At 67.9% G+C, this 19,911-nt stretch carries 20 protein-coding genes; 12 read left to right on the top strand and 8 right to left on the bottom strand.

All coding sequences use genetic code 11. The features are described 5' to 3' along the window. Positions 1 to 225 precede the first annotated feature (225 nt). The gene (locus tag C1930_RS16320) at positions 226 to 729 is read left to right on the top strand and encodes a hypothetical protein (RefSeq protein ID WP_108750626.1); all 504 of its coding nucleotides are present in this window, start codon (positions 226 to 228) and stop codon (positions 727 to 729) included. A 59-nt stretch (positions 730 to 788) separates the two neighbouring features. Here the strand turns inward: C1930_RS16320 and C1930_RS16315 are convergent, their stop codons facing one another. Next, positions 789 to 2,045 (bottom strand): 6-phosphofructokinase, encoded by a 1,257-nt coding sequence (locus C1930_RS16315; protein ID WP_108757084.1) that lies wholly within the window; start codon positions 2,043 to 2,045, stop codon positions 789 to 791. 136 nt (positions 2,046 to 2,181) lie between these two features. On the opposite strand from C1930_RS16315, the gene C1930_RS16310 reads away from it, so the two are divergent. The 3 genes from C1930_RS16310 (at position 2,182) to C1930_RS16300 (ending at position 5,014) form a co-directional block, all read left to right on the top strand. Beyond that, positions 2,182 to 2,745, top strand: a complete 564-nt coding sequence (locus C1930_RS16310) for an adenylate kinase (RefSeq protein ID WP_108750628.1) — start codon at positions 2,182 to 2,184, stop codon at positions 2,743 to 2,745. Between the two features lie 329 nt (positions 2,746 to 3,074). Next, positions 3,075 to 4,439 carry a UDP-N-acetylmuramate:L-alanyl-gamma-D-glutamyl-meso-diaminopimelate ligase gene (gene mpl, locus C1930_RS16305; RefSeq protein WP_108757083.1) on the top strand — a complete coding sequence of 455 codons (1,365 nt, stop codon included), beginning with the start codon at positions 3,075 to 3,077 and terminating at the stop codon, positions 4,437 to 4,439. Then, a complete protein-coding gene (locus C1930_RS16300; protein WP_108772199.1) occupies positions 4,436 to 5,014 on the top strand; it encodes an LON peptidase substrate-binding domain-containing protein in 579 nt (192 codons plus the stop codon). The genes mpl and C1930_RS16300 overlap by 4 nt, the downstream gene beginning before the upstream one ends. A gap of 558 nt (positions 5,015 to 5,572) precedes the next feature. Here C1930_RS16300 and C1930_RS16295 read toward each other — a convergent pair. Continuing rightward, positions 5,573 to 7,567 (bottom strand): bifunctional DedA family/phosphatase PAP2 family protein, encoded by a 1,995-nt coding sequence (locus C1930_RS16295; RefSeq protein WP_108757081.1) that lies wholly within the window; start codon positions 7,565 to 7,567, stop codon positions 5,573 to 5,575. An 85-nt stretch (positions 7,568 to 7,652) separates the two neighbouring features. Here C1930_RS16295 and C1930_RS16290 point away from each other — a divergent pair, with 85 nt between their 5' ends. Together C1930_RS16290 and C1930_RS16285 are read left to right on the top strand one after the other, a co-directional pair. Beyond that, entirely contained in the window at positions 7,653 to 8,315 is a 663-nt protein-coding gene (locus tag C1930_RS16290) for a serine/threonine-protein kinase (RefSeq protein ID WP_108757080.1), read from the top strand. Then, a complete protein-coding gene (locus C1930_RS16285) occupies positions 8,312 to 8,818 on the top strand; it encodes a DUF2867 domain-containing protein (protein WP_108757079.1) in 507 nt (168 codons plus the stop codon). Before C1930_RS16290 ends, C1930_RS16285 begins: the two co-directional genes overlap by 4 nt. A 201-nt stretch (positions 8,819 to 9,019) precedes the next feature. On the opposite strand, the gene C1930_RS16280 is transcribed toward C1930_RS16285, so the two are convergent. Continuing rightward, a complete protein-coding gene (locus C1930_RS16280) occupies positions 9,020 to 9,700 on the bottom strand; it encodes a hypothetical protein (protein WP_108772198.1) in 681 nt (226 codons plus the stop codon). A 107-nt stretch (positions 9,701 to 9,807) separates the two neighbouring features. On the opposite strand from C1930_RS16280, the gene C1930_RS16275 reads away from it, so the two are divergent. The 3 genes from C1930_RS16275 to C1930_RS16265 all read left to right on the top strand — a co-directional run bounded on the left by C1930_RS16275 (position 9,808) and on the right by C1930_RS16265 (position 12,844). After that, positions 9,808 to 10,626 carry an NAD(P)-dependent oxidoreductase gene (locus tag C1930_RS16275; RefSeq protein ID WP_108763472.1) on the top strand — a complete coding sequence of 273 codons (819 nt, stop codon included), beginning with the start codon at positions 9,808 to 9,810 and terminating at the stop codon, positions 10,624 to 10,626. A 97-nt stretch (positions 10,627 to 10,723) separates the two neighbouring features. Further along, positions 10,724 to 11,731 (top strand): YiiG family protein, encoded by a 1,008-nt coding sequence (locus C1930_RS16270; protein ID WP_108772197.1) that lies wholly within the window; start codon positions 10,724 to 10,726, stop codon positions 11,729 to 11,731. 162 nt (positions 11,732 to 11,893) lie between these two features. Then, positions 11,894 to 12,844 carry a YiiG family protein gene (locus tag C1930_RS16265; protein ID WP_108772196.1) on the top strand — a complete coding sequence of 317 codons (951 nt, stop codon included), beginning with the start codon at positions 11,894 to 11,896 and terminating at the stop codon, positions 12,842 to 12,844. A 42-nt stretch (positions 12,845 to 12,886) separates the two neighbouring features. Here C1930_RS16265 and C1930_RS16260 read toward each other — a convergent pair whose 3' ends face one another. Then, positions 12,887 to 13,759: an ion transporter gene (locus C1930_RS16260; RefSeq protein ID WP_108757076.1), complete on the bottom strand. Its 873-nt coding sequence runs from the start codon at positions 13,757 to 13,759 to the stop codon at positions 12,887 to 12,889. Positions 13,760 to 13,822: 63 nt separating this feature from the next. On the opposite strand from C1930_RS16260, the gene C1930_RS16255 reads away from it, so the two are divergent. Further along, complete coding sequence (locus C1930_RS16255; RefSeq protein WP_108772195.1) at positions 13,823 to 15,049, top strand: acetylornithine transaminase; 1,227 nt, start codon at positions 13,823 to 13,825, stop codon at positions 15,047 to 15,049. A gap of 225 nt (positions 15,050 to 15,274) precedes the next feature. Here C1930_RS16255 and C1930_RS16250 read toward each other — a convergent pair whose 3' ends face one another. Next, positions 15,275 to 15,883 (bottom strand): HAD-IA family hydrolase, encoded by a 609-nt coding sequence (locus C1930_RS16250; protein ID WP_108772194.1) that lies wholly within the window; start codon positions 15,881 to 15,883, stop codon positions 15,275 to 15,277. A 103-nt stretch (positions 15,884 to 15,986) separates the two neighbouring features. On the opposite strand from C1930_RS16250, the gene azu reads away from it, so the two are divergent. Beyond that, a complete protein-coding gene (azu, locus tag C1930_RS16245) occupies positions 15,987 to 16,436 on the top strand; it encodes an azurin (RefSeq protein WP_108750995.1) in 450 nt (149 codons plus the stop codon). Between the two features lie 110 nt (positions 16,437 to 16,546). Here the strand turns inward: azu and hemL are convergent, their stop codons facing one another. Together hemL and thiE are read right to left on the bottom strand one after the other, a co-directional pair. Next, positions 16,547 to 17,836 (bottom strand): glutamate-1-semialdehyde 2,1-aminomutase, encoded by a 1,290-nt coding sequence (gene hemL, locus C1930_RS16240; protein ID WP_108757073.1) that lies wholly within the window; start codon positions 17,834 to 17,836, stop codon positions 16,547 to 16,549. Between the two features lie 16 nt (positions 17,837 to 17,852). Beyond that, positions 17,853 to 18,479, bottom strand: coding sequence for a thiamine phosphate synthase (thiE, locus tag C1930_RS16235; protein WP_108757072.1), 627 nt, complete (start codon positions 18,477 to 18,479; stop codon positions 17,853 to 17,855). Between the two features lie 34 nt (positions 18,480 to 18,513). On the opposite strand from thiE, the gene C1930_RS16230 reads away from it, so the two are divergent. Beyond that, entirely contained in the window at positions 18,514 to 18,738 is a 225-nt protein-coding gene (locus C1930_RS16230) for a rubredoxin (protein WP_108757071.1), read from the top strand. A 35-nt stretch (positions 18,739 to 18,773) separates the two neighbouring features. Here C1930_RS16230 and C1930_RS16225 read toward each other — a convergent pair whose 3' ends face one another. Then, positions 18,774 to 19,619 carry a SirB1 family protein gene (locus tag C1930_RS16225; protein WP_108757070.1) on the bottom strand — a complete coding sequence of 282 codons (846 nt, stop codon included), beginning with the start codon at positions 19,617 to 19,619 and terminating at the stop codon, positions 18,774 to 18,776. Positions 19,620 to 19,911: the final 292 nt, after the last annotated feature.

Here is a 19,911-nt window from a genome sequence, read left to right as displayed (position 1 = left end):
CTGCAGCCTGGAACCAACCCGTGCCGACCATGGCGGTCGTCCAACGTATGGCGGTGTTCAGCATTCCCTGGTGCCCGCAGTATGCGTCCCTCTGCGCCCGGATGGTAGCGCCGGGCCATGCCCGGCGAGCGCAGCGGCGCGCGTTGTGACCCGCAGGCCGCCGCCCTTTGCACCCCGTTAAGCCACGCTCTGCAAGCCTGCGCACAGTCCCGTAGGAGAACTTCCATGCGCCTTCCCCTGTTGATGATCGCCGTGCTGGCCCCTGCATTGCCGGCGCTGGCGGCCGAAACCCCGGAACTGCAGCGCGCCGTGGGTGCACCGCAGGCCGTGGGCGCCACGCACACGCTGCGGCAGATTCCCGAAGCCTGTGCGCGGCTGGAAGGCGCCTTCACCGGGCAGGCGGCCGAGCCGTACCGCTTCGCCGCGGTGCGCACCAGCGAGCAATGCCAGCCGCGCGCGCGCTTCGTCGATTACGCCAAGGCCCAACCCAGTGCGGACAAGGGCTGGAAGCTCAATGATGTGATCCGCGTGCCCAATGCCGCCTGCCCGGCGCAGCAGGCCGTGGTGCGGGTGTGGCGTCTGCCGGTGAACAACACCCAGGCGCTGGATGGCCAGGGCCAGTCGCGCATCTATCTGGAAGAGGCAAAGAAGCAGGCGGCCGCCGGCAAGATTCCGCAGGTGACGATGTTCGCCGCGCAGCTGCAGATGGAAGGCAAGGCCTGCCCGTAGACCGCGGGGTCAGAGCCCGTTGCAGGCAACGGGATCCGACCCCGGTTCGGTACGGGTTTCTAGCCTTCGAACGCGGGCAGCTTCTTCTTCACCGCCACGTTCTTCAGCGTTACGTACTTGGGCAGGCCATCGCTGCCATAGGGCAGCGGCGCTTCGCCCTTGATCAGCGGCGACAGGTAAGCGCGCGCCTTGGCGGTGATGCCGAAGCCATCGCGGCGGATGAAGCCGGCCGGCATCTTCTTTTCATGGTTGGCGATCTTCGACAGCGGCGCTGCTTCGATCTTCCAGCGGTACGGCGCATCGCTGCTGCGCACGATCACCGGCATCACCCCGTTCTGGCCCTTCAGCGCCAGCTGCACGGCCGCCTTGCCCACCGCCTGCGCCTGTTCCCAGTCGGTCTTGCTGGCCAGGTGGCGGGCCGAACGCTGCAGGTAGTCGGGCAGTGCCCAGTGCACCTTCAGGCCCAGCTGGTCCTTCACCCGGCCCGCCAGGTGCGCGGCCACGCCGCCCAGCTGTGAATGCCCGAACGAATCCTTGCTGCCGCCGGCATCGGCCACGAAGCGGCCGTCGGCGGTGGCGATGCCTTCGGAGGCCACCACCACGCAGTAGCCCACCCGTTCCACCACCGCCTTCACCTTGGCCAGGAACGCGGCCTCGTCGTAGGCGCGCTCGGGCAGCAGGATGATGTGCGGGGCTTCGTCCTCGCCATTGCCGGCCAGGCCGGCAGCGGCGGCCAGCCAGCCGGCATGGCGGCCCATCGCCTCGTAGATGAACACCCGGGTGGAGGTCTCGGCCATGGCCGCCACGTCCAGCGCCGCCTCGCGCACCGACACGGCGGTGTACTTGGCCGCCGAACCGAAGCCGGGGCAGGTATCAGTCACCGCCAGATCGTTGTCGATGGTCTTGGGCACGCCGATGCAGGTCAGGTCATAGCCCGACGCCTTGGCCAGCTGCGAAACCTTCAGCGCGGTGTCGGCCGAATCGTTGCCGCCGTTGTACAGGAACCAGCGCACATCGTGGGCGCGCAGCACCTCCAGCAGGCGGTCATAGCGGGCGCGGTCGGCGTCGAGGGATTTCAGCTTGAAGCGGCACGAGCCGAAGGCGCCGCCCGGGGTATGGGCCAGCGCGCGGATGGCCGCGGCACTTTCCTTGCTGGTGTCGATCAGCTCTTCGCGCAGGGCACCGAGGATGCCGTTGCGCGCCGCCAGGACCTTGATGCCCTTGGCCCGGGCCTGCTCGATCACCGCCGCCGCCGAGGCGTTGATGACGGCGGTGACACCGCCAGACTGGGCGTAGAGGAGGGTGCCGTTGCGCATGCTTCTACCTGCTGGTACGAGGGGACATTGCAGGGACATTACCCGGATGCGGTAAAGTGGCGCTATTGCGGTGCAGCGATACCGGCCCGTCCGGTGCGCGAACCTTCTTTGTTTTCAACACGTTGGAGTCAGGTCAATGCGATTGGTTCTGTTGGGACCGCCCGGTTCGGGCAAGGGGACGCAGGCGACGCGCCTGAAGGAAAAGCTGGGCATCGCCCACATTTCGACCGGTGACATGCTGCGCGCTGAAATCGCCGCGGGCTCGGAACTGGGCAAGCAGGCCAAGGCGGTGATGGATGCCGGCAACCTGGTGTCGGACGACATCCTGCTGGGCATGCTCGAATCGCGCCTGACCCAGGCCGATGTCGCCAAGGGCTTCATCCTGGACGGCTACCCGCGCAACGTGGCCCAGGCCAACGCGATGGACGGCCTGCTGGCCAAGATCGGCAAGCCGCTGGATGCGGTGGTGCAGCTGGACGTGGCCACCGAGCTGCTGGTCGAGCGCATTGCCGGCCGTGCCCAGGAGCAGGGCCGTGCCGACGACAACCCCGAATCGGTGCGCCAGCGCCTGCAGGTCTACAACGACCAGACCGCCCCGGTGGTCGACTTCTACGCCGGCCGTGGCACCCTGGCCCGCGTCGATGGCGTGGGCGAGCTGGACGAGATCGAAGCCCGCATCCTGGCAGCGATCCAGCACTGAATCCGTCGGGCCGGCCATGCCGCCGGCTCCTTCGGGTACAAAAACACAGGCCTGATCCTTGCGGATCAGGCCTGTGTCGTTTCATAGGCGCCAGCGGAAGGCTTGCTCAAGGCCCCGCAGCATGAGCTCCCTTGGGGATGGCCTCTTGGGGAGTAGGACCGGTTCGGGTACTGCGGCTGGCGTTCTGAATTGTGTACGGGTTCACATAACATCGCTATCAGGAATTCCCCGACAGACGATTGGACTTTTCTCATAGTGGATGTAGGACTTGTCTGACCCTGATGCTGACAATGGCCCGATACAGCCGTGATCGGTCACAATCCCCGCTCATGAGCAACGTACATATCCTTGCAATCGCCGGCACCTTCATGGGCGGCGTGGCCGCGCTGGCGCGGGAACTGGGCCATGCGGTCAGCGGCAGCGACCAGGCCATCTACCCGCCCATGTCCACCCAGCTGGAACAGCTGGGCATCACCCTGGACCAGGGCTACCGGGCCGACAGCGTGCCCGCGGGCACCGACCAGGTCGTGGTCGGCAACGCCCTGTCGCGTGGCAACCCGGCCGTGGAAGCGGTGCTGGACCGGGGCCAGCGCTACATCTCCGGCGCGCAGTGGCTGGCCGAACAGGTGCTGCCGGGCCGTGACACCCTGGCCGTGGCCGGCACCCACGGCAAGACCACCACCACCACCATCCTCACCTGGCTGCTGGAAAGCGCCGGTCGCGCGCCGGGCTTCCTGATCGGGGGCGTGGCCGAGGATTTCGGTGTATCGGCGCGGGTAGGCCAGGGCCGCGAGTTCGTGGTCGAGGCCGACGAGTACGACACCGCCTTCTTCGACAAGCGCAGCAAGTTCGTGCATTACCGGCCGCTGGTGGCGATCCTCAACAACCTTGAGTACGACCACGCCGACATCTTCCCCGACGTGGCCGCGATCCAGCGCCAGTTCCACCATCTGGTGCGCACCGTGCCCGCGCGCGGTCGCCTGATCGTGAACGGCGAGGACCGCTACCTGGCCGAAGTGCTGGCGATGGGCTGCTGGACCCCGGTCGAGCGCTTCGGCTTCGAACCGTCGCTGGAATGGCATGCCGAACTGCTGGCCGCCGATGGCAGCGCCTTCCGCGTGCACCACCGCGGCCAGCCGCTGGGCGATGTGCAGTGGTCACTGCTGGGCCGCCACAACGTGCTCAACGGGCTGGCCGCGCTGGCCGCCGCGCATGCCGTGGGCGTGGCCCCGGCCGAGGTCATTCCGGCCCTGGCGCGCTTCAGCAGCGTCAAGCGCCGCATGGAAGTGATCGGCAGCCACGACGGCATCACCATCTACGACGACTTCGCCCACCACCCGACCGCGATCGCCACCACCCTGGAAGGCCTGCGCGCCAAGGTCGGCGATGCACGCATCGTGGTGGCCATGGAGCCGCGCAGCAATTCGATGCGGCTGGGCGCCCATGCGCAGGCGCTGGCGCCGTCGCTGGCGCTGGCCGACGAAGTAGTGTTCCTGCACCGCCCGGAACTGGCCTGGGACGCCGCCGCGGTGATCGCTGCGGTGCGTGGCACGGCGCACGCGGTGCCCGATACCGATGCGCTGCTGGCCCGCCTGCAGGCCGACGTGCGCAGCGGCGACCACGTGGTGTTCATGTCCAACGGCGGCTTCGACGCCGCGCCGCGCCGGCTGCTGGCCGCGCTGCAGGGCCGATGAGCACCGATACCGCGCTGCCGCTGTTCCCGTTGCACACCGCGCTGGTGCCGGGCGCGGTACTGGGCCTGCGCGTGTTCGAACGGCGCTACCTGGACCTGGTGCGCGACTGCGGGCGCAGCGGCGAAGGCTTTGGCGTGTGCCTGATCCTGGACGGCCAGGAAGTGGGTGAGCCGGCCACCCCGGCCGCCTACGGCGTGCAGGTGCGCATCGAGGATTTCGACGTGGGCGCCGATGGCGTGCTGCAGCTGCGGCTGCGTGGCACCCGCCGCTTCCATGTCGAGCGCACGCGGGTGCGTGACAATGGCCTGGTGGTGGCCGACGTGCGCTGGTGCGACGAGGATCCCGATGACGAGCTGCGGCCGCAGCACGCGCTGCTGGCCACCGTGCTGGGGCACATCATCGAGCAGGCCGGCGAGACCTATGCACCGGCCACGCCGGCGCTGCTGGACCAGGCCAGCTGGGTGGGCTGGCGCCTGGCCGAACTGCTGCCGCTGGCCGAACAGCAGCGCCTGCAGCTGCTGCAGCTGGACGATCCGCACCAGCGCCTGCAGCAGTTGCTGGGCTGGATGCCGTAAAGCCCTGCATTTGGTAGGTGCGCACCTTGGTGCGCACGCTCTGCGTGCCATCCACGCATGGCGTGGATCTACCGGATGCCGTAATGCCCTGCATTTGGTAGGTGCGCACCTTGGTGCGCACGCTCGGCCTGCCATCCACGCATGGCGTGGATCTACCGGATGCCGTAAAGCCCTGCGTTCGGTAGGTGCGCACTTGGTGCGCACGCTCGGCGTGCGATCCACGCATGGCGTGGGCCTACCGGATGCCGTAAAACCTTGCATTTGGTAGGTGCGCACCTTGGTGCGCACGCTCGGCCTGCCATCCACGCATGGCGTGGATCTACCGGATGCCGTAAAGCCCTGCGTTTGGTAGGTGCGCACCTTGGTGCGCACGCTTGGCCTGCCATCCAGGCAAGGCGTGGATCTACCGGATGCCGTAAGCCCTGCATTTGGTAGGTGCGCACCTTGGTGCGCACGCTCTGCGTGCCATCCACGCATGGCGTGGATCTACGCCGCCGGGCATGGCCCGGCGCTACCCCGCAGAACCGCGGTAGCGCTGGGCCATGCCCGGCGGATGCATCACGGCTGCGTCTGCAACCTCAACACCGGCAACCCGGTTTCGCTGTGCACGTCTTCGCGCTGCGGCAGGCCCTGCACGGCATCCTTCACCGCGTTGAACGCCGGATCGACGCCGCGCACCGGGTGCCACATGCCGATCCACTCGAAGTGCCGTTCATAGCGCAGCGTCTGCGCACTGCCCAGCCACAGCGGCACCGCGCCAGGCTGCAGCTGCATCGGCGCCGGCCACAGGCGCAGCACGTAGCGCTCTTCCGGGCGCGCGCCCTGGCGCACCATCAACAGCGCTTCCACCCGCGTATCCAGCGTGGCCGGCAGCACCGGCAGCTGCTCGGCGCCGGTGTTCTTGTCCAGCATCAGCAGTGCTTCTTCCCAGCCGGCCTGCGCCTGCACCCGCCAGCCGCGGGCTTCAAGCTGGGCCTGCAGCGGTGCCAGCGGGCCAGCCACCTGCACATCCAGCGGCCAGCGCTGGTCATCGTCGAATTCATTGCGGCGCGCCGGCAGTGTCGCCCAGCCCTGTTGCCACCAGGCCTGCCGATCCATCGCCAGCGGTGCCGGCAGCGCCGGTTCAAAGCGCTGCAGCTTCACCGGAATATTGCGCGGCGCGTACCACATGGCCGCCAGCGCGAACACGCCGTAGAACAGCCAGGCCACCGGCTTCACCCAGAACGAGCGGTTGAAGCGGCGGCGGTAGGCGATGCCCAGCACCAGCAGCCAGAACGTGCCGAACAACATGCCGCCGATCACATCGCTCAGCCAGTGTGCGCCCAGGTACAGGCGGGCAAAGCCGATCAGGCTGACCACGATGCCCGACACCAGGTAAGGCCACACGCGCGTGCGCCCGGGCATTTCGCGTGCGATCAGCACGGCGAAGAAGCCGAAGGTGATGGTGGCCATGGTGACCGACACTGACGGGAAGCCGAAGCCACTGCTGGCATCCAGCGGGCGCACCACGTCCACCGTGGCGCCCAGCAGCATGGTCAGGGCCAGGCCGAAGGCCAGCGCCGCCAGCCAGTGCGCGGCGGCCATCCAGCGCCGGCGCCACACCAGGTAGCCCATGCCGGCGGCGGTGGCCGGCAGCAGTACCTGCCAGGCACCCAATGAAGCCAGTGCGGCCATCGGGTAGTCGGCCAACGGGTTGCGCAGGGCCAGCATGGCCTGGTGCACCCACAGATCGACGGCAAGCGGCTCGCCGTGCGCCACCACCACCGTCAACAGTGCGAACCAGCCCCAGCCCAGCACCAGCAGCATCAGTGCCAGCATGGCCAAGGGCACCGATTCGCGGCGCTTGGGGTCCAGCACGCCCACGGTGTAGCGGCCCAGGGTGGGATGGCGGTTGGACCAGTCCAGCAACCGGGCCAGCCAATGGTCCATGCGCGCGGCCGACCAGCGGTAGCCATACAGCACCAGCGCCCAGACCACGCCCATCAGCACCACCAGCAAGCCGATGACCACCACCAGCCGGCCGGCGACGGCGGCCACCGCGTCATAGGCTTCACCCAGCACCCAGCCGGGCGCCAGGAACAGCAGTGCCCAGGAAATGCTGGCGATGCCGCTGGCCTGCACGTAGCGGCTGGCCGGCATGTTCATCATGCCGGCGATGGCCGGCACGAATGGCCGGATCGCGCCGACGTAGCGGGCCACCAGGATGCTTTTGAACGCATTGCGGCGGAACAGGTTCTCGCCGCGATCCAGCAACTGTGGGTAACGGCTGAACGGCCACACGCCGCGCAGGCGGTCGCCCCAGCGGCGGCCGATCCAATAGCTGATGCCGTCACCGGCGAAGGCACCCAGTGCCGCCGCCGCCACCGCATACGGTCCTGAGATCTGCCCCAGGCCGATGAACACACCCACCGCGAACAGCAACGGCAGCGCCGGCACGATCGCGCCCAGGATGATCACCGCATCGCAGAAGGCGATCAGAAAAATGACCGCGCCCGCCAGTACGGGGTGAGCGGCAATCCACGCAAGCGTGGCGTCGATCCATGAAGAGTCCATTGCACGATTATAGAGGCGTGAAGGTGACTGGTTCCCAGCCGCTTCGTGACCGTTTGCAACCACCGCCATCGCCTAGAATGGCAGCATGCCGTACACGCCCGACGCTCCATCACACGCTTTGAAGGCCGACAGCTTCGGCCGCATCCTGCTGGTTGAAGGGCCGCAGGGCCGTTTCGTACGCCGCGATCTGCGCGCCACGCCGCTGTGGCTGCGGCTTCCCGCCTGGTGGTTGGCCCGTCGCGAAGCGCGCGCGCTGCAGTACATTCACGGCATGGCCGACGTGCCGCAGCTGCTGGCCTGGAACGGCCACCACCTGGACCGCAGCTTCATGGCCGGCGATGCCATGTACCAGCGCCCGCCACGGGGCGACGTGGCCTGGTTCCATGCCGCGCGGCGCCTGCTGCAGCAGCTGCACCGCCGTGGGGTGGCGCACAATGACCTGGCCAAGGAAGCGAACTGGCTGGTGACCGAGGACGGGCGACCGGCGCTGATCGACTTCCAGCTGGCGGTGATCGGCCACCCGCGCTCGCGCTGGATGCGCCTGCTGGCCCGCGAGGACCTGCGTCACCTGCTCAAGCACAAGCGCATGTACTGCCGCCAGTCGCTGACCCCAGTGGAAAAGCGCGTACTGAAGCGCACCTCGTGGGTCCGCGAGCTGTGGTTCGCCACGGGCAAACCGGTCTATCGCTTTGTGACCCGGCGCATCCTGCATTGGGAAGACAACGAGGGGCAGGGGCCCAAGCCGTGAGCGCGGCGCGTGTACGGACCACCGTGCCCGGTGCAGGCAGCGTGCTCGGTGGGCAGTTGGCCGGCGCCGATTTCGTACATGCCTGCCAGGCGCACACCCGGCGCGACGGGCGCACGGCCCTGCAGGCCTACCGCGACATGGCCGCGACCATTCCCGCCTGGTTCGATGGGCTGATGGCCCTGCGCAACCGCGGCATGGCCCTGCTGGGCATGAAGGACCTGGGCTCGCTGCGTGCGGTGCAGGCCGCCGCAGCCCCGCGGCCGGGCCAGCGCCTGGGCATCTTCACCCTGCAGTCGCTGGATGACGATGCCATCGTGCTGGAAGACGACGACCGCCACCTGCGCGTGCAGCTGGCCCTGCAATGGCAGGGCGATCTGCTGGAAGTGGCCACCGTGGTGCATACCCACAACGCGTTCGGGCGTGTGTACATGCTGCCGGTCGCACCGGTGCACCGCCTGATCGTGCCGTACCTGCTGCGCCGGCAGGTGCAGGCGTACCGCTGACGACGCACTCCGGTAGCGCCGGGCCACGCCCGGCGTCACTGTAGATCCACGCCATGCGTGGCGGTTCGGTAGATCCACGCCATGCGTGGATGCAGTAGTAGATCCACGCCATGCGTGGATGGTTCGGTAGAACCACGCCATGCGTGGATGGTGCAGCAGTCGAGCAAGCTCGACTCTACCGCCTGTCGCGGCCCGGCGATGTCATGGGGTGGCAGGTACCAGCTGCTGGCCGATGAAGTTGCGCTGCCCGTCGAAGTCGTAGCCGATCTGCAGATGGCCCACGTCGGGGCAGGCATGGCAGTCGCGCAGTGGCGTGCGGTACAGCAGACGGATGCCGCCGCCGTCCAGCGGCGCGGTGCCGGCGGCCTGTGCCGGCGGGAACGGGGTGGCCTGCGGGTTGGCCTGCAGCACCGCCTGCACGCCTGGGTCGGCACGCAGCGCATCATCCAGCTGCACGGCATCCACATCGATCCGCTTGCCGGACGCATCGACCAGGCGCGTGCCTTCGTTGGTATTGGCGCGGAACGGGTAAGCCACCGTGGCCACGCCCAGGCCATCGTGCTCATGCCAGGCGGTCACGTAGGCCAGCTCGCCGGCGCTGGACAGCTGGCCGGCTGCGGCAACGGCATCGGCACTGGCCCCGCCATCGCGCATGGCCTTGGCCAGGCAGTCGCGGGTGGCCGCGGTGTCGCCCTGGCGGCAGGCATTCAGGTCACCATCCCACACCACCGCTTCGCTCCAGCGCAACGACCCATCGGCGGCCTTGGCGGCAGCAGGCGCGTCGTCGCCGGCCGATGCAGCGCCGGATTCCGGCGGGCGACCCTGGCAGGCGGCAAGCAGGGCCAGGCCCAGGGCAGGCAGCAGCAGACGGGAACGGCGCATGGCGTACACCTCGTGCGTTGACCGGGGCGCCAGTATCGTCAACGTGCGGTGAACTCCGCGTCGGCGCGGCATACTAGCGGCTCATTGCATACGCTGGAGTGTGGAACGTGGGCAGTCTGCAGGGCAAAACCCTTTTCATCACCGGCGCCTCGCGTGGCATCGGCCTGGCCATCGCACTGCGCGCGGCGCGTGACGGCGCCAACGTGGCCATCGCCGCGAAGTCGTCGGTACCCAACCCGAAGCTGCCGGGCACCATCCACAGCGCCGCCGAAGCGGTCACCGCCGCCGGTGGCCAGGGCCTGGCGCTGAAGTGCGACATCCGCGAAGAAGACCAGGTGCAGGCCGCCGTGGCCGCGGCCGTGGATACCTTTGGCGGCATCGACATCCTGGTCAACAACGCCAGTGCCATCTGGCTGCGCGGCACCTTGGACACGCCGATGAAGCGCTTCGACCTGATGCAGCAGGTCAATGCACGCGGCAGCTTCCTGTGCGCGCAGGCCTGCCTGCCGTACCTGCTGCAGGCGCCCAATCCGCACATCCTGACCCTGGCGCCGCCGCCCAGCCTGGACCCGAAATGGTGGGCGCCGCATACCGGCTACACCCTGGCCAAGATGGGCATGAGCTTCGTCACCCTGGGCCTGGCCGCCGAGTTCGGCCCGCAGGGCGTGGCGGTGAATGCGCTGTGGCCGCGCACCGTCATCGCCACCGATGCGATCAACATGATTCCCGGCGTGGATGCGGCCGGCTGCCGCACGCCGCAGATCATGGCCGACGCCGCGCATGCGGTGCTGGTGCGGGAAGCGGCTGGTTTCCACGGTCGCTTCCTGCTCGATGACGAGGTGCTGGCCGAAGCGGGCGTGACCGATCTGTCCGGCTATGCGGTCGATCCATCGCGCGCCCTGCTGCCGGACCTGTTCCTGGACTGACCCGCGGCAGCCGATCTGCGGCAGGCGTCAAGGATCGCGCCTGCCACGCGTCGCTAGAATGTTCGGCTGGAACCGATTTCAACAAGGATGTGATTGCATGAAAACGCCACTGCGCTCTGCGGCGCTGGTCGCTGCCCTGTCGCTGGCACTGGTCGCCTGCGGCAAGTTGCCCGGCGCTGCAGGCCCTGCCGAACACAACGGCCATGCCGATGCCGAGGACGCGTCGGCCGATGTATCGGACGCCGACGCGGCCGAGCTGGCAATGACCACCAAGCTCAACGCCTATATCGACTGCTACAACGATGTGGACAGTGGCCTGCACCAGGGCATCGACTACTACACCAGCTGGATGGCCGACCCGAAGGCCGGCCCCAGCGGTCGCGAGGATCGCCCGATCGGCCCGCCGGACCTGACCGCCGCCGATCTGAAGAACTGCGACACGAAGATCGCCAGCGCACGGGCTGCGCAGCCGCCGCTGCCGGTGCTGGATGCCGCCGCCCAGCAGTACCTGGACAGCCTGCATGCGCTGCAGCCGCTGGCCCATGCAGGCCACGACTATTATTCGCGCGAGGACTACCAGGACGATGACTTCGCCCGTGGCAAGGACATGCATGCGCCGCTGATGACCGCGCTGATGACCTTCGCCGAACACAGCCAGGCGTTCAGCAACGCGCTGGAAGCGCAGAACATGGCCGAGCAGAACGCAGCGCTGGAGGCAATGAAGCAGCGCGGTGAACTGACCCGCGAGTACTACCGCATGGCGATGATGCGCGACGCCAAGGCGCTGATCGACGTGATGGCCGAAGACCGCTTCGACGTCGCCCAGGCACAGACGTTGCTGGATGCGTTCAACCGCATTTCCGACGAAGCACATGCCGCCGTTGGCGAACAGGAGCCGGGGCGCATGCAGTGGAACAGCTTCGAGCATGAGGCGGAAGTGTTCCGCCGCGATGCGAAGTGGCGCCTGGAGCGCGTGTCCGGCAAACGTCCCTTCACCGACATCGAAAAGAAGTGGCTGGCACAGGGCTCGGACATTCCCAGCGGCTCGCCGGGGAAACTGCTGCAGACCTACAACACGCTGGTGGACGAGAGCAACCGGCAGTAATCGGTTTCCAGTTGACGTATATGGCACAGCCAAATGCGTCAGCTCCATGCGTGATCCCCGCAGCGCCCGCGTTTGCGAGCAATCGGGTGCAATCCAGGTGCAGCGCAGCCCGCGACCGGGCACGCTGGCGCCTCGTTTTTCTGTGTTGCCTGAGGAGTTTCCATGCGTGTTTCCCGTGTTTCCGTCCCCGTGCTGCTGGCTGGCGCGATGATCGGTCTTGCTGCCTGCAGTCCCGGCGGCGGCGCTCTGGTTGCCGATTCGAGCGTGGACAAGATCAATGCCTACATTGCCTGCTACAACGGCGTCGAAGCACCCGTGCGCGAGGGCTTCCAGACCTACACCGGCTGGATGGCCGATGCCGCCGCCGGCCCCACCGGCAAGGAAAAGCAGCCCCGTTCGCCGGGCAAGGTGCCGTCGCACCGGGTGGAGTACTGCGCACAACCGCTCACCGCCGCATTGGCGTTGACCCCGGCCACGCCGATGGACGCATTGGTGCGTGACTACCAGCAGTCGTTCCAGGCGCTGAACGTGCTGGTCGAACAGGCCGATGGCTACTTCAGCCGCGAGGAGTACCGGCGCGACGGTGGCGAGGGCCTGCGCACCCAGCACGGGCCGTTGATGCAGGCTTACGCAGGGTTCTTCGAGGCCAGCGACGCGCTGGATGTTGCACTGGAAAAGAGCGAGCAGGAGCGCCGTGCCGTGCAGCTGCAGCAGATCGAAGACAGCGAAGGCCGGTCGTTGGCCTACTACCACCTGCGCATCGTCGGCGACGGCAAGCAGCTGGCGCTGGCCTTCCAGACCGAGGCGCCCGACCTGCCGGCGCTGCGCACGCGCCTGGCCGAGTACCAGAGCCTGATCAAGGAAATCCAGGCGGCTGGGGTGGGCAAGGACAACCCGATGTGGGGCCATGTGCAGCGTTCGGCTGACAAGCTGGTGCGCAGCGCCGGGCGCGGGGTGGAGCGCCTGAGCGAAGGCAAGCCGATCACCGCCGAAGCGCTGGCCGCCGAGCGCAAGGCTTCCGGCAGTTGGCTCACCTCTGATCCGGAAGGTGCGCAGTCGACCATCATGGACGCGTACAACGATCTGGTCACCACCGGCAACCGCATGCGCTGACCAGAACGAGGGGCAGCGCCGGGCCATGCCCGGCGGCTGCGATCAACTGTTGAAGGTATCGGGAATGGCGTGGCCGCAACGGCGGCAATGCCGCGCATCGGGTTCATGGCCTTCCAGCCCGCAGTGCGGGCAGCCACGGGCGTCGCGGCGCGCGGCCAGTTCGGCTTCGCGCATGCTGCTGGCCAGTTCGGCGGTGTAGATGCCGGTGGGCACGGCGATGATGCTGTAGCCGATCAGGATCAGCACCGAGGTGACGAAACGGCCCAGCACGGTCTGCGGCACGATGTCGCCGAAACCGACCGTGGCCATGGTCACCACCGCCCAGTACATGCTGGCCGGGATGTTGCTGAAGCCGTGCTCAGGGCCTTCGATCACGTACATCAGGGTGCCGGCGATGATGGTGATGGTGATGACCGTGAACAGGAACAGCAGGATCTTGCGCCGGCTGCGCCACAGCGACTGCAGCAGGATGCCGCTTTCTTCAATGTAGCGGGTCAGCTTCAGGATGCGGAACACGCGCAGGATGCGCAGCGCACGCACCACCAGCAGGCTCTGCGCGCCGGGCACGAACAGCGACAGATAGGCGGGCAGGATCGACAGCAGGTCGATGATCCCCCAGATGCTGACCGCATAGCGCAGCGGGCGTTTCACCACCGCCAGGCGCAATAGGTACTCGATCGTGAACAGGGCGGTGAACACCCATTCGATCACGTACAGCCCATCGGCCCAGGCCACGTGCAGGTGCTGCACGCTGTCGATCATCACCACCAGGATGCTGGCGATGATCGCCACCACCAGGATCAGGTCGAAGTTGCGCGAGGGCCGGGTGTCGTGCCGGTAGATGATGTCGAACCAGGTGCGGCGCCAGCCGGACGCGGTGGCGGGGTTCAGTTGGGGGGCGGAAAACGGTCGCATCGGTGCATTGTGCCGCAGGGGCTGGGGGGCGAGAATGGGGGTTCCTGAATCGTGCCCACTGCCATGACCGCCGCTACCGATCCGCTGATCTCCCTTTCGCACTACTACCTGCCGGTCTACAAGCCCCGCCAGGTGGTGTTGGAGCGAGGCCAGGGCGCCCGCGTGTGGGACAGCCAGGGCCGTGAATTCATCGACCTGGCCGCCGGCATTGCCGTGTGCGGCCTGGGCCATAACGACCCGGACCTGACCGCCGCCCTGGTGGAACAGGCCAGCAAGCTCTGGCACACCAGCAACGTGTTCTACAGCGCACCGCCGCTGCACCTGGCCGAAGAACTGGTGAAGGCCAGCCGCTTCGCCGAGCGCGTGTTCCTGTGCAATTCCGGCGCCGAAGCCAATGAAGTGGCGATCAAGATGGTGCGCAAGTGGGCGTCCAGCCAGGGCCGCCCGGCCGACAAGCGCGTCATCATCACCTTCCGCGGCAGCTTCCACGGCCGCACCCTGGGCGCGGTGACCGCCACCGCCCAGCCGAAGTACCAGGAAGGCTACGAGCCGCTGCCCGGTGGCTTCCGCTACATCGATTTCAACGATGAAGTGCAGCTGGAAACCGCGATGGCCGCCGGCGACGTGGCCGCGGTGATGCTGGAGCCGATCCAGGGCGAGGGCGGGGTGATGCCGGCCAAGTCTGGTTTCCTCAAGCGCGTGCGCGAGCTGTGCGACCAGCACAACGCGCTGCTGGTGCTGGACGAGATCCAGGCCGGCATGGGCCGCACCGGTACCCTGTTCGCGCATTGGCAGGACGATGTGGTGCCGGACATGGTCACCCTGGCCAAGGCCCTGGGCGGCGGCTTCCCGATCGGCGCCATGCTGGCCGGCCCGAAGGTGGCCGAAACCATGCAGTTCGGCGCCCACGGCACCACCTTCGGTGGCAACCCGCTGGCCGCTGCGGTGGCGCGGGTGGCGCTGCGCAAGCTGGGGTCGGCCGAGATCGCCGCCAACGTCAGCCGCCAGTCGAAGGCGCTGCGCGATGGGTTCGCCCGCATCAACGAAGAGTTCAACATCTTCAGCGATGTGCGCGGCCGTGGCCTGATGCTGGGCGCGGTGCTGAACAAGGATTTCGCCGGCCAGGCCGGTGCCATCCTGGACCACGCCGCCGACCAGGGCCTGCTGACCCTGCAGGCCGGCCCGGACGTGCTGCGCTTCGTGCCGTCGCTGAACATCACCGATGAAGAAGTGGCCGAAGGCCTGAAGCGGCTGCGCGCGGCCATCGCCGCGTTCGTCGCCACGCGCTGAGCTGCACGTCCTGATGATGGGGTCAGAGCCCTCTCGTACGAGAGGGATCTGACCCCGGATCATCGCAGTGCAGGGGGCGGATCCCTCTCCAGCGGAGAGGGCTCTGACCCCGGATCATCGCAGTGCAGGGGTCGGATCCCTCTCCAGCGGAGAGGGCTCTGACCCCGGATCATCGCAGTGCAGGGGTCGGATCCCTCTCCAGCGGAGAGGGCTCTGACCCCCGGATCAGCGCACCCCGTAGCGCTTCAACACCTTCCCCAGCCCGCGCCCGTCGCGCACGGTTTCGGCATGCAGCCCGGCCGCGCGCGCGCCGCGCACGTTGACGAACAGGTCATCCACGAACAGCGTGTGGCCTGGATCGGCATCCAGCCGCTGCAATGCGCGCTTGAACACCGCCGGGTCCGGCTTGCGGCCGCCCAGCATGCCGCTGCACAGCACCCGCGGCTGCAGGCGCGGGTGCAGGTCCGGCAGCAGTTGCGGCAGCACCTGCGCCATCAGGGGTCCGTTATTGGTCAGCACCGCCAGCGGCAGGGCGTCATCCAGGGCCAGCAAGCGCTGCACCACCGCCACCTGCGGCCGGCACGCGGCCCGGCGTGCGGCGATCCAGGTCGGCACATCCACGCTGACATCCAATGCGTGGCCCAGCTGTGCCAGATAGTCCTCGGTGCTGACCTGCCCGGCGTCGTAGGCGGTTTCCAGCCCACTGTCGAACAACGCGGCCTGCACCTGCGCGGTGCTGCGCTGCAGGGTCTGCGCCAGGTACAGCACGCGGCGCGCGCGCTGGTACTGCAGCAGCACGCCATCCACATCCAGCAGCAACAGTCGAATCTCCATGCCTGCAGCATGCCTCAGCGTGTGCACGGCATGCGACACCCTGTCGCAGCTCGTGCGCGCGGTCACTGCCTAGAATGAAGGTGAACCTGCAGGAGACGTGTTGATGAAAGCTTGGGGCGTGGCAATCGGACTGGGTGCGCTGCTGTTCGCACCGGCGGCAATGGCGCGGGTGTGTGCGGTGAGCATCGACAGCACCGACCAGATGACCTTCAGCAGCCGGCAGATCAAGGTGGCAGCCGACTGCAGCGAAGTGGACCTGACCCTGCGCCACACCGGCAAGCTGGCGGCCACCGCCATGGGCCACAACTGGGTGCTGACCCGCACGGCCGACTACCAGCCGGTGGCCCTGGCCGGCATGCGCATGAGCCTGGCCGACAGCTACCTGCCCAAGGCCGACAAGCGGGTGCTGGCGCATACCAAGGTGATCGGTGGCGGCGAGACGACGCGCGTGCGGTTTTCCACCAAGGGCCTGCAGAAGGGCGGTGATTACACCTTCTTCTGCTCGTTCCCGGGGCACTTCGCGATGATGAAGGGCAGCTTCGTCTTCGGTTGATATTCTTCGTGCCAACCAAGGTTGGCACCTACCAGGCCCAGGTAGATCCACGCCATGCGTGGATGGGTGCCCAAGGGTGCCAACCAAGGTCGGCCCCCACCCGAGACCGCTTACCCCTTCGCGGCCTTGAACGCCACGCGTGCGGCGGCCAGCGTGGCCTCGATCACCGCATCGTCGTGCGCGCTGGACATGAACCCGGCTTCGTACGCCGACGGCGCCAGGAACACGCCCTGTTCCAGCATGGCGTGGAAGAAGCGGTTGAACGCCGGAATATCGCAGGCCGTGGCCTGGGCATAGGTCTCCACCTTTTCGCTGGTGAAGAACAGACCGAACATCGCGCCCACCTGGGTGGTGGTCACCGCCACGCCGGCTTCGGCGGCCGCCGCTTCCAGGCCGGCACACAGGCGCGCGGTGCGCTCGGCCAGGTCGGCATGGAAGCCCGGCTGCGATACCAGGTCGAGCATGGCGAGGCCGGCGGCCATCGCCACCGGATTGCCGCTGAGCGTGCCGGCCTGGTAGATCGGGCCGGCCGGTGCAATCTGCTGCATCAGGTCGCGGCGGCCACCATAGGCACCCACCGGCATGCCGCCGCCGATGATCTTGCCGAAGGTGGTCAGGTCCGGGGTGATGCCGTAGTGCGCCTGCGCGCCGCCCAGGGCCACGCGGAAACCGGTCATCACTTCATCGAAGATCAGCAGCGCACCGTGCTGCGTGCACAGCGCACGCAGGTGCTGCAGGTAACCCTCGCGCGGCGGAATGCAGTTGGCGTTGCCCACCACCGGTTCGATGATGAGCCCGGCAATCTCGCTGCCCTGCGCCTCGAACAGCGCGGTGGCCGCTTCGAAATCGTTGTAGGGCAGGGTCAGGGTCAGTTCGCTCAGGCCCGCCGGTACGCCCGGCGAGGTCGGCACGCCCAGGGTCAGCATGCCGCTGCCGGCCTTGACCAGGAACGAATCGCCGTGGCCGTGGTAGCAGCCTTCGAACTTCACGATACGGTTGCGGCCGGTGGCGCCGCGCGCCAGGCGGATGGCCGACAGCGTGGCTTCGGTGCCCGAATTGACCATGCGCACCATTTCGCACGACGGCACCAGCCGGGTGATGGTCTCGGCCATGGTCACTTCTGCCGCGCACGGCGCACCGAAGGACAGGCCGTTGTCGATCGCCCGCTTCACCGCCTGGCGCACGGCCGGGTGGTTGTGGCCGACGATCATCGGGCCCCACGAGCCCACGTAGTCGATGTAGCGGTTGCCGTCCACGTCGTACAGGTAGGCGCCGTCGGCGCGTTCGACGAAGAACGGTTCGCCGCCCACCGACTTGAACGCGCGCACCGGCGAATTGACGCCGCCCGGCAGCAGCTGCTGGGCGCGGGAGAACAGGGCGTGGGACTGGTCGTGGTTCATGGGGCTTTCCTGGGCATTACGCGAACTGGGCGAGGAAGGCGCGCTGGATCGCGACCGGGTCCGGTGCGGCATAGATGCCGCTGACCACGGCCACCAGGTCGGCGCCGGCGTCGATGATGGGACCCACATTGTCCGGGGTCAGGCCACCAATGGCCACCCGCGGCACGCCCAGTGCGGCGGTTTGCCGCAGCAGGTCGGTGTGGGCGCGGCTGCTGGTGATCTTCGTGGTGGTGGGGAAGAAGGCGCCGAAGGCCACGTAGCTGGCGCCCGCGGCCACGGCCTTTTCGGCGTTGGCCACCTGGTCGTAGCAGGACGCACCGATGATGGCGGCCGGGCCGAGCAGGGCACGCGCGCTGGGAATGTCACCGTCGGTGCCGCCCAGGTGCACGCCGGCCGCGCCCACGGCCTGCGCCAGCGCCGGGTCGTCGTTGATGATCAGCGGCACGCCGTGTCCGGCGCACAGCGCCTGCAGGGCGGTGGCCTGTTCCAGCCGCAGCGCATCGCTGGCGGTCTTGTTGCGGTACTGCAGCCAGGTGGCGCCGGCGGCCAGCAGCGGCGCGGTGCGTGCCAGCAGGCGCGCGGTATCGGCCTCGTCCGGGGTGATCAGGTAGACGCCGCGGGGCGCCGGGGAAGCTGCGTTCATGGATGGCTACCGGTAGAAGGGCCGCGGTGGGACAATGACGGCCAGTGAATCCAGCCTTGATTATCCGATGAGCGATGCCACCCCCACCACCTTGCGCACCTGGATGTGCGTGGTCTGCGGCTTCATCTACCGTGAGGCGGACGGGCTGCCGGAAGAGGGCATCGCCCCGGGCACGCGCTGGGAGGACATTCCCGAGACCTGGACCTGCCCCGATTGCGGGGTGACCAAGGACGATTTCGAGATGGTCGAGATCGATTGATTGAGGCGCCGCCGGGCATGGCCCGGCGCTACCGGTCAATGCAACCGCGGCATCGGCCCGCCCAGGTCGATCAGCTTCTCGCGCAGCCACTGCGCATCGCTGGCGTCCGGGTTTCGCTTCAGGTATTGCCCCAGGTCATGCCGGGCGCCGGCCAGGTACTCCAGCTGCAGATAGGCCAGGCCACGGTCGCGCAGGGCATCGTCCTGTTCCGGGGCCAGTTTCAGCAGTCGGTCGGCGCTGCGCGCGGCACGGTCCCATTCGCCGGCTTCGGCATAGACGCCATGCAGGTTGCGCAGCATGCGGATCAGGATCGCCCGGCTCGGCGCCGGATCCAGGATCTGCGCCAGCACCTGGTCATCCGGCGCCTGCCCGCCCAGGTGTGACTTGGCGCGTTCGCGCAGCTCGTCCACGTCCAGCGGGCGACCGCCATTGAACGGGTCCATCACCAGCACCCCGTCGTCCACGGGCAGGCGCACCAGGAAATGGCCGGGGAAGGACACCCCGTCCAGCGGAATGCCCAGCCGCCGGGCCACTTCCATCTGCACCAGGGCCAGCGAAATGGGATTGCCCAGGCGCCGTTCGAACACCTGGTTGAGGTAGCTGTTGCGCGGGTCGTAGTACTGCTGGTGGTCACCGCTGTAACCCAGCTCGTCGAACAGGTGGCGGTTCACCGCGGCCATCTTCATCGGCCAGCGCTCGATCGTGTCCACTTCGGCGCGCAGGTGATCGACATGGCTCTGCACCAGCGCCTCGTACACGCCGGGTTGAAGATCGGGGTATTCATCGCGCGCGATCAGCAGCGCGGTCGGCAACAGTGGCAGCGCCTCGTCATCGAGGTCGGCCAGTGCATCCCAGTCGGGGAGTGTGATCCGGTCCTGCATGGCCACAGACTGGCGGCAATCGCAGGCGGTTTCAAGCGGTGCGGCGTGAATTCCGCATGTCGTTGTTCCCCATCCACGCATGGCGTGGATCTACCGTCAGATATCGAAATCAATCTGGGGTCGGAGCCCGTTGCGCAGCAACGGGGTCCGACCCCGTGCCGTTCCAACAGATCGCGGGAACCTGTCGAAGGCGGGGTGGGTCCGGTGGCGGGGGTGTCCGCGGCATGGATGCCGCGGCCAAGGCTACAGGGACGTACTTGCGCCGTCCCCCGCCACCGGACCCACCCCGCAT

It is taken from the genome of Stenotrophomonas sp. SAU14A_NAIMI4_8, assembly GCF_003086695.1.
Taxonomy (GTDB): domain Bacteria; phylum Pseudomonadota; class Gammaproteobacteria; order Xanthomonadales; family Xanthomonadaceae; genus Stenotrophomonas.
Note: the sequence above shows the minus strand (reverse complement) of the source record. Positions and strands in the feature narration are given on the sequence as shown.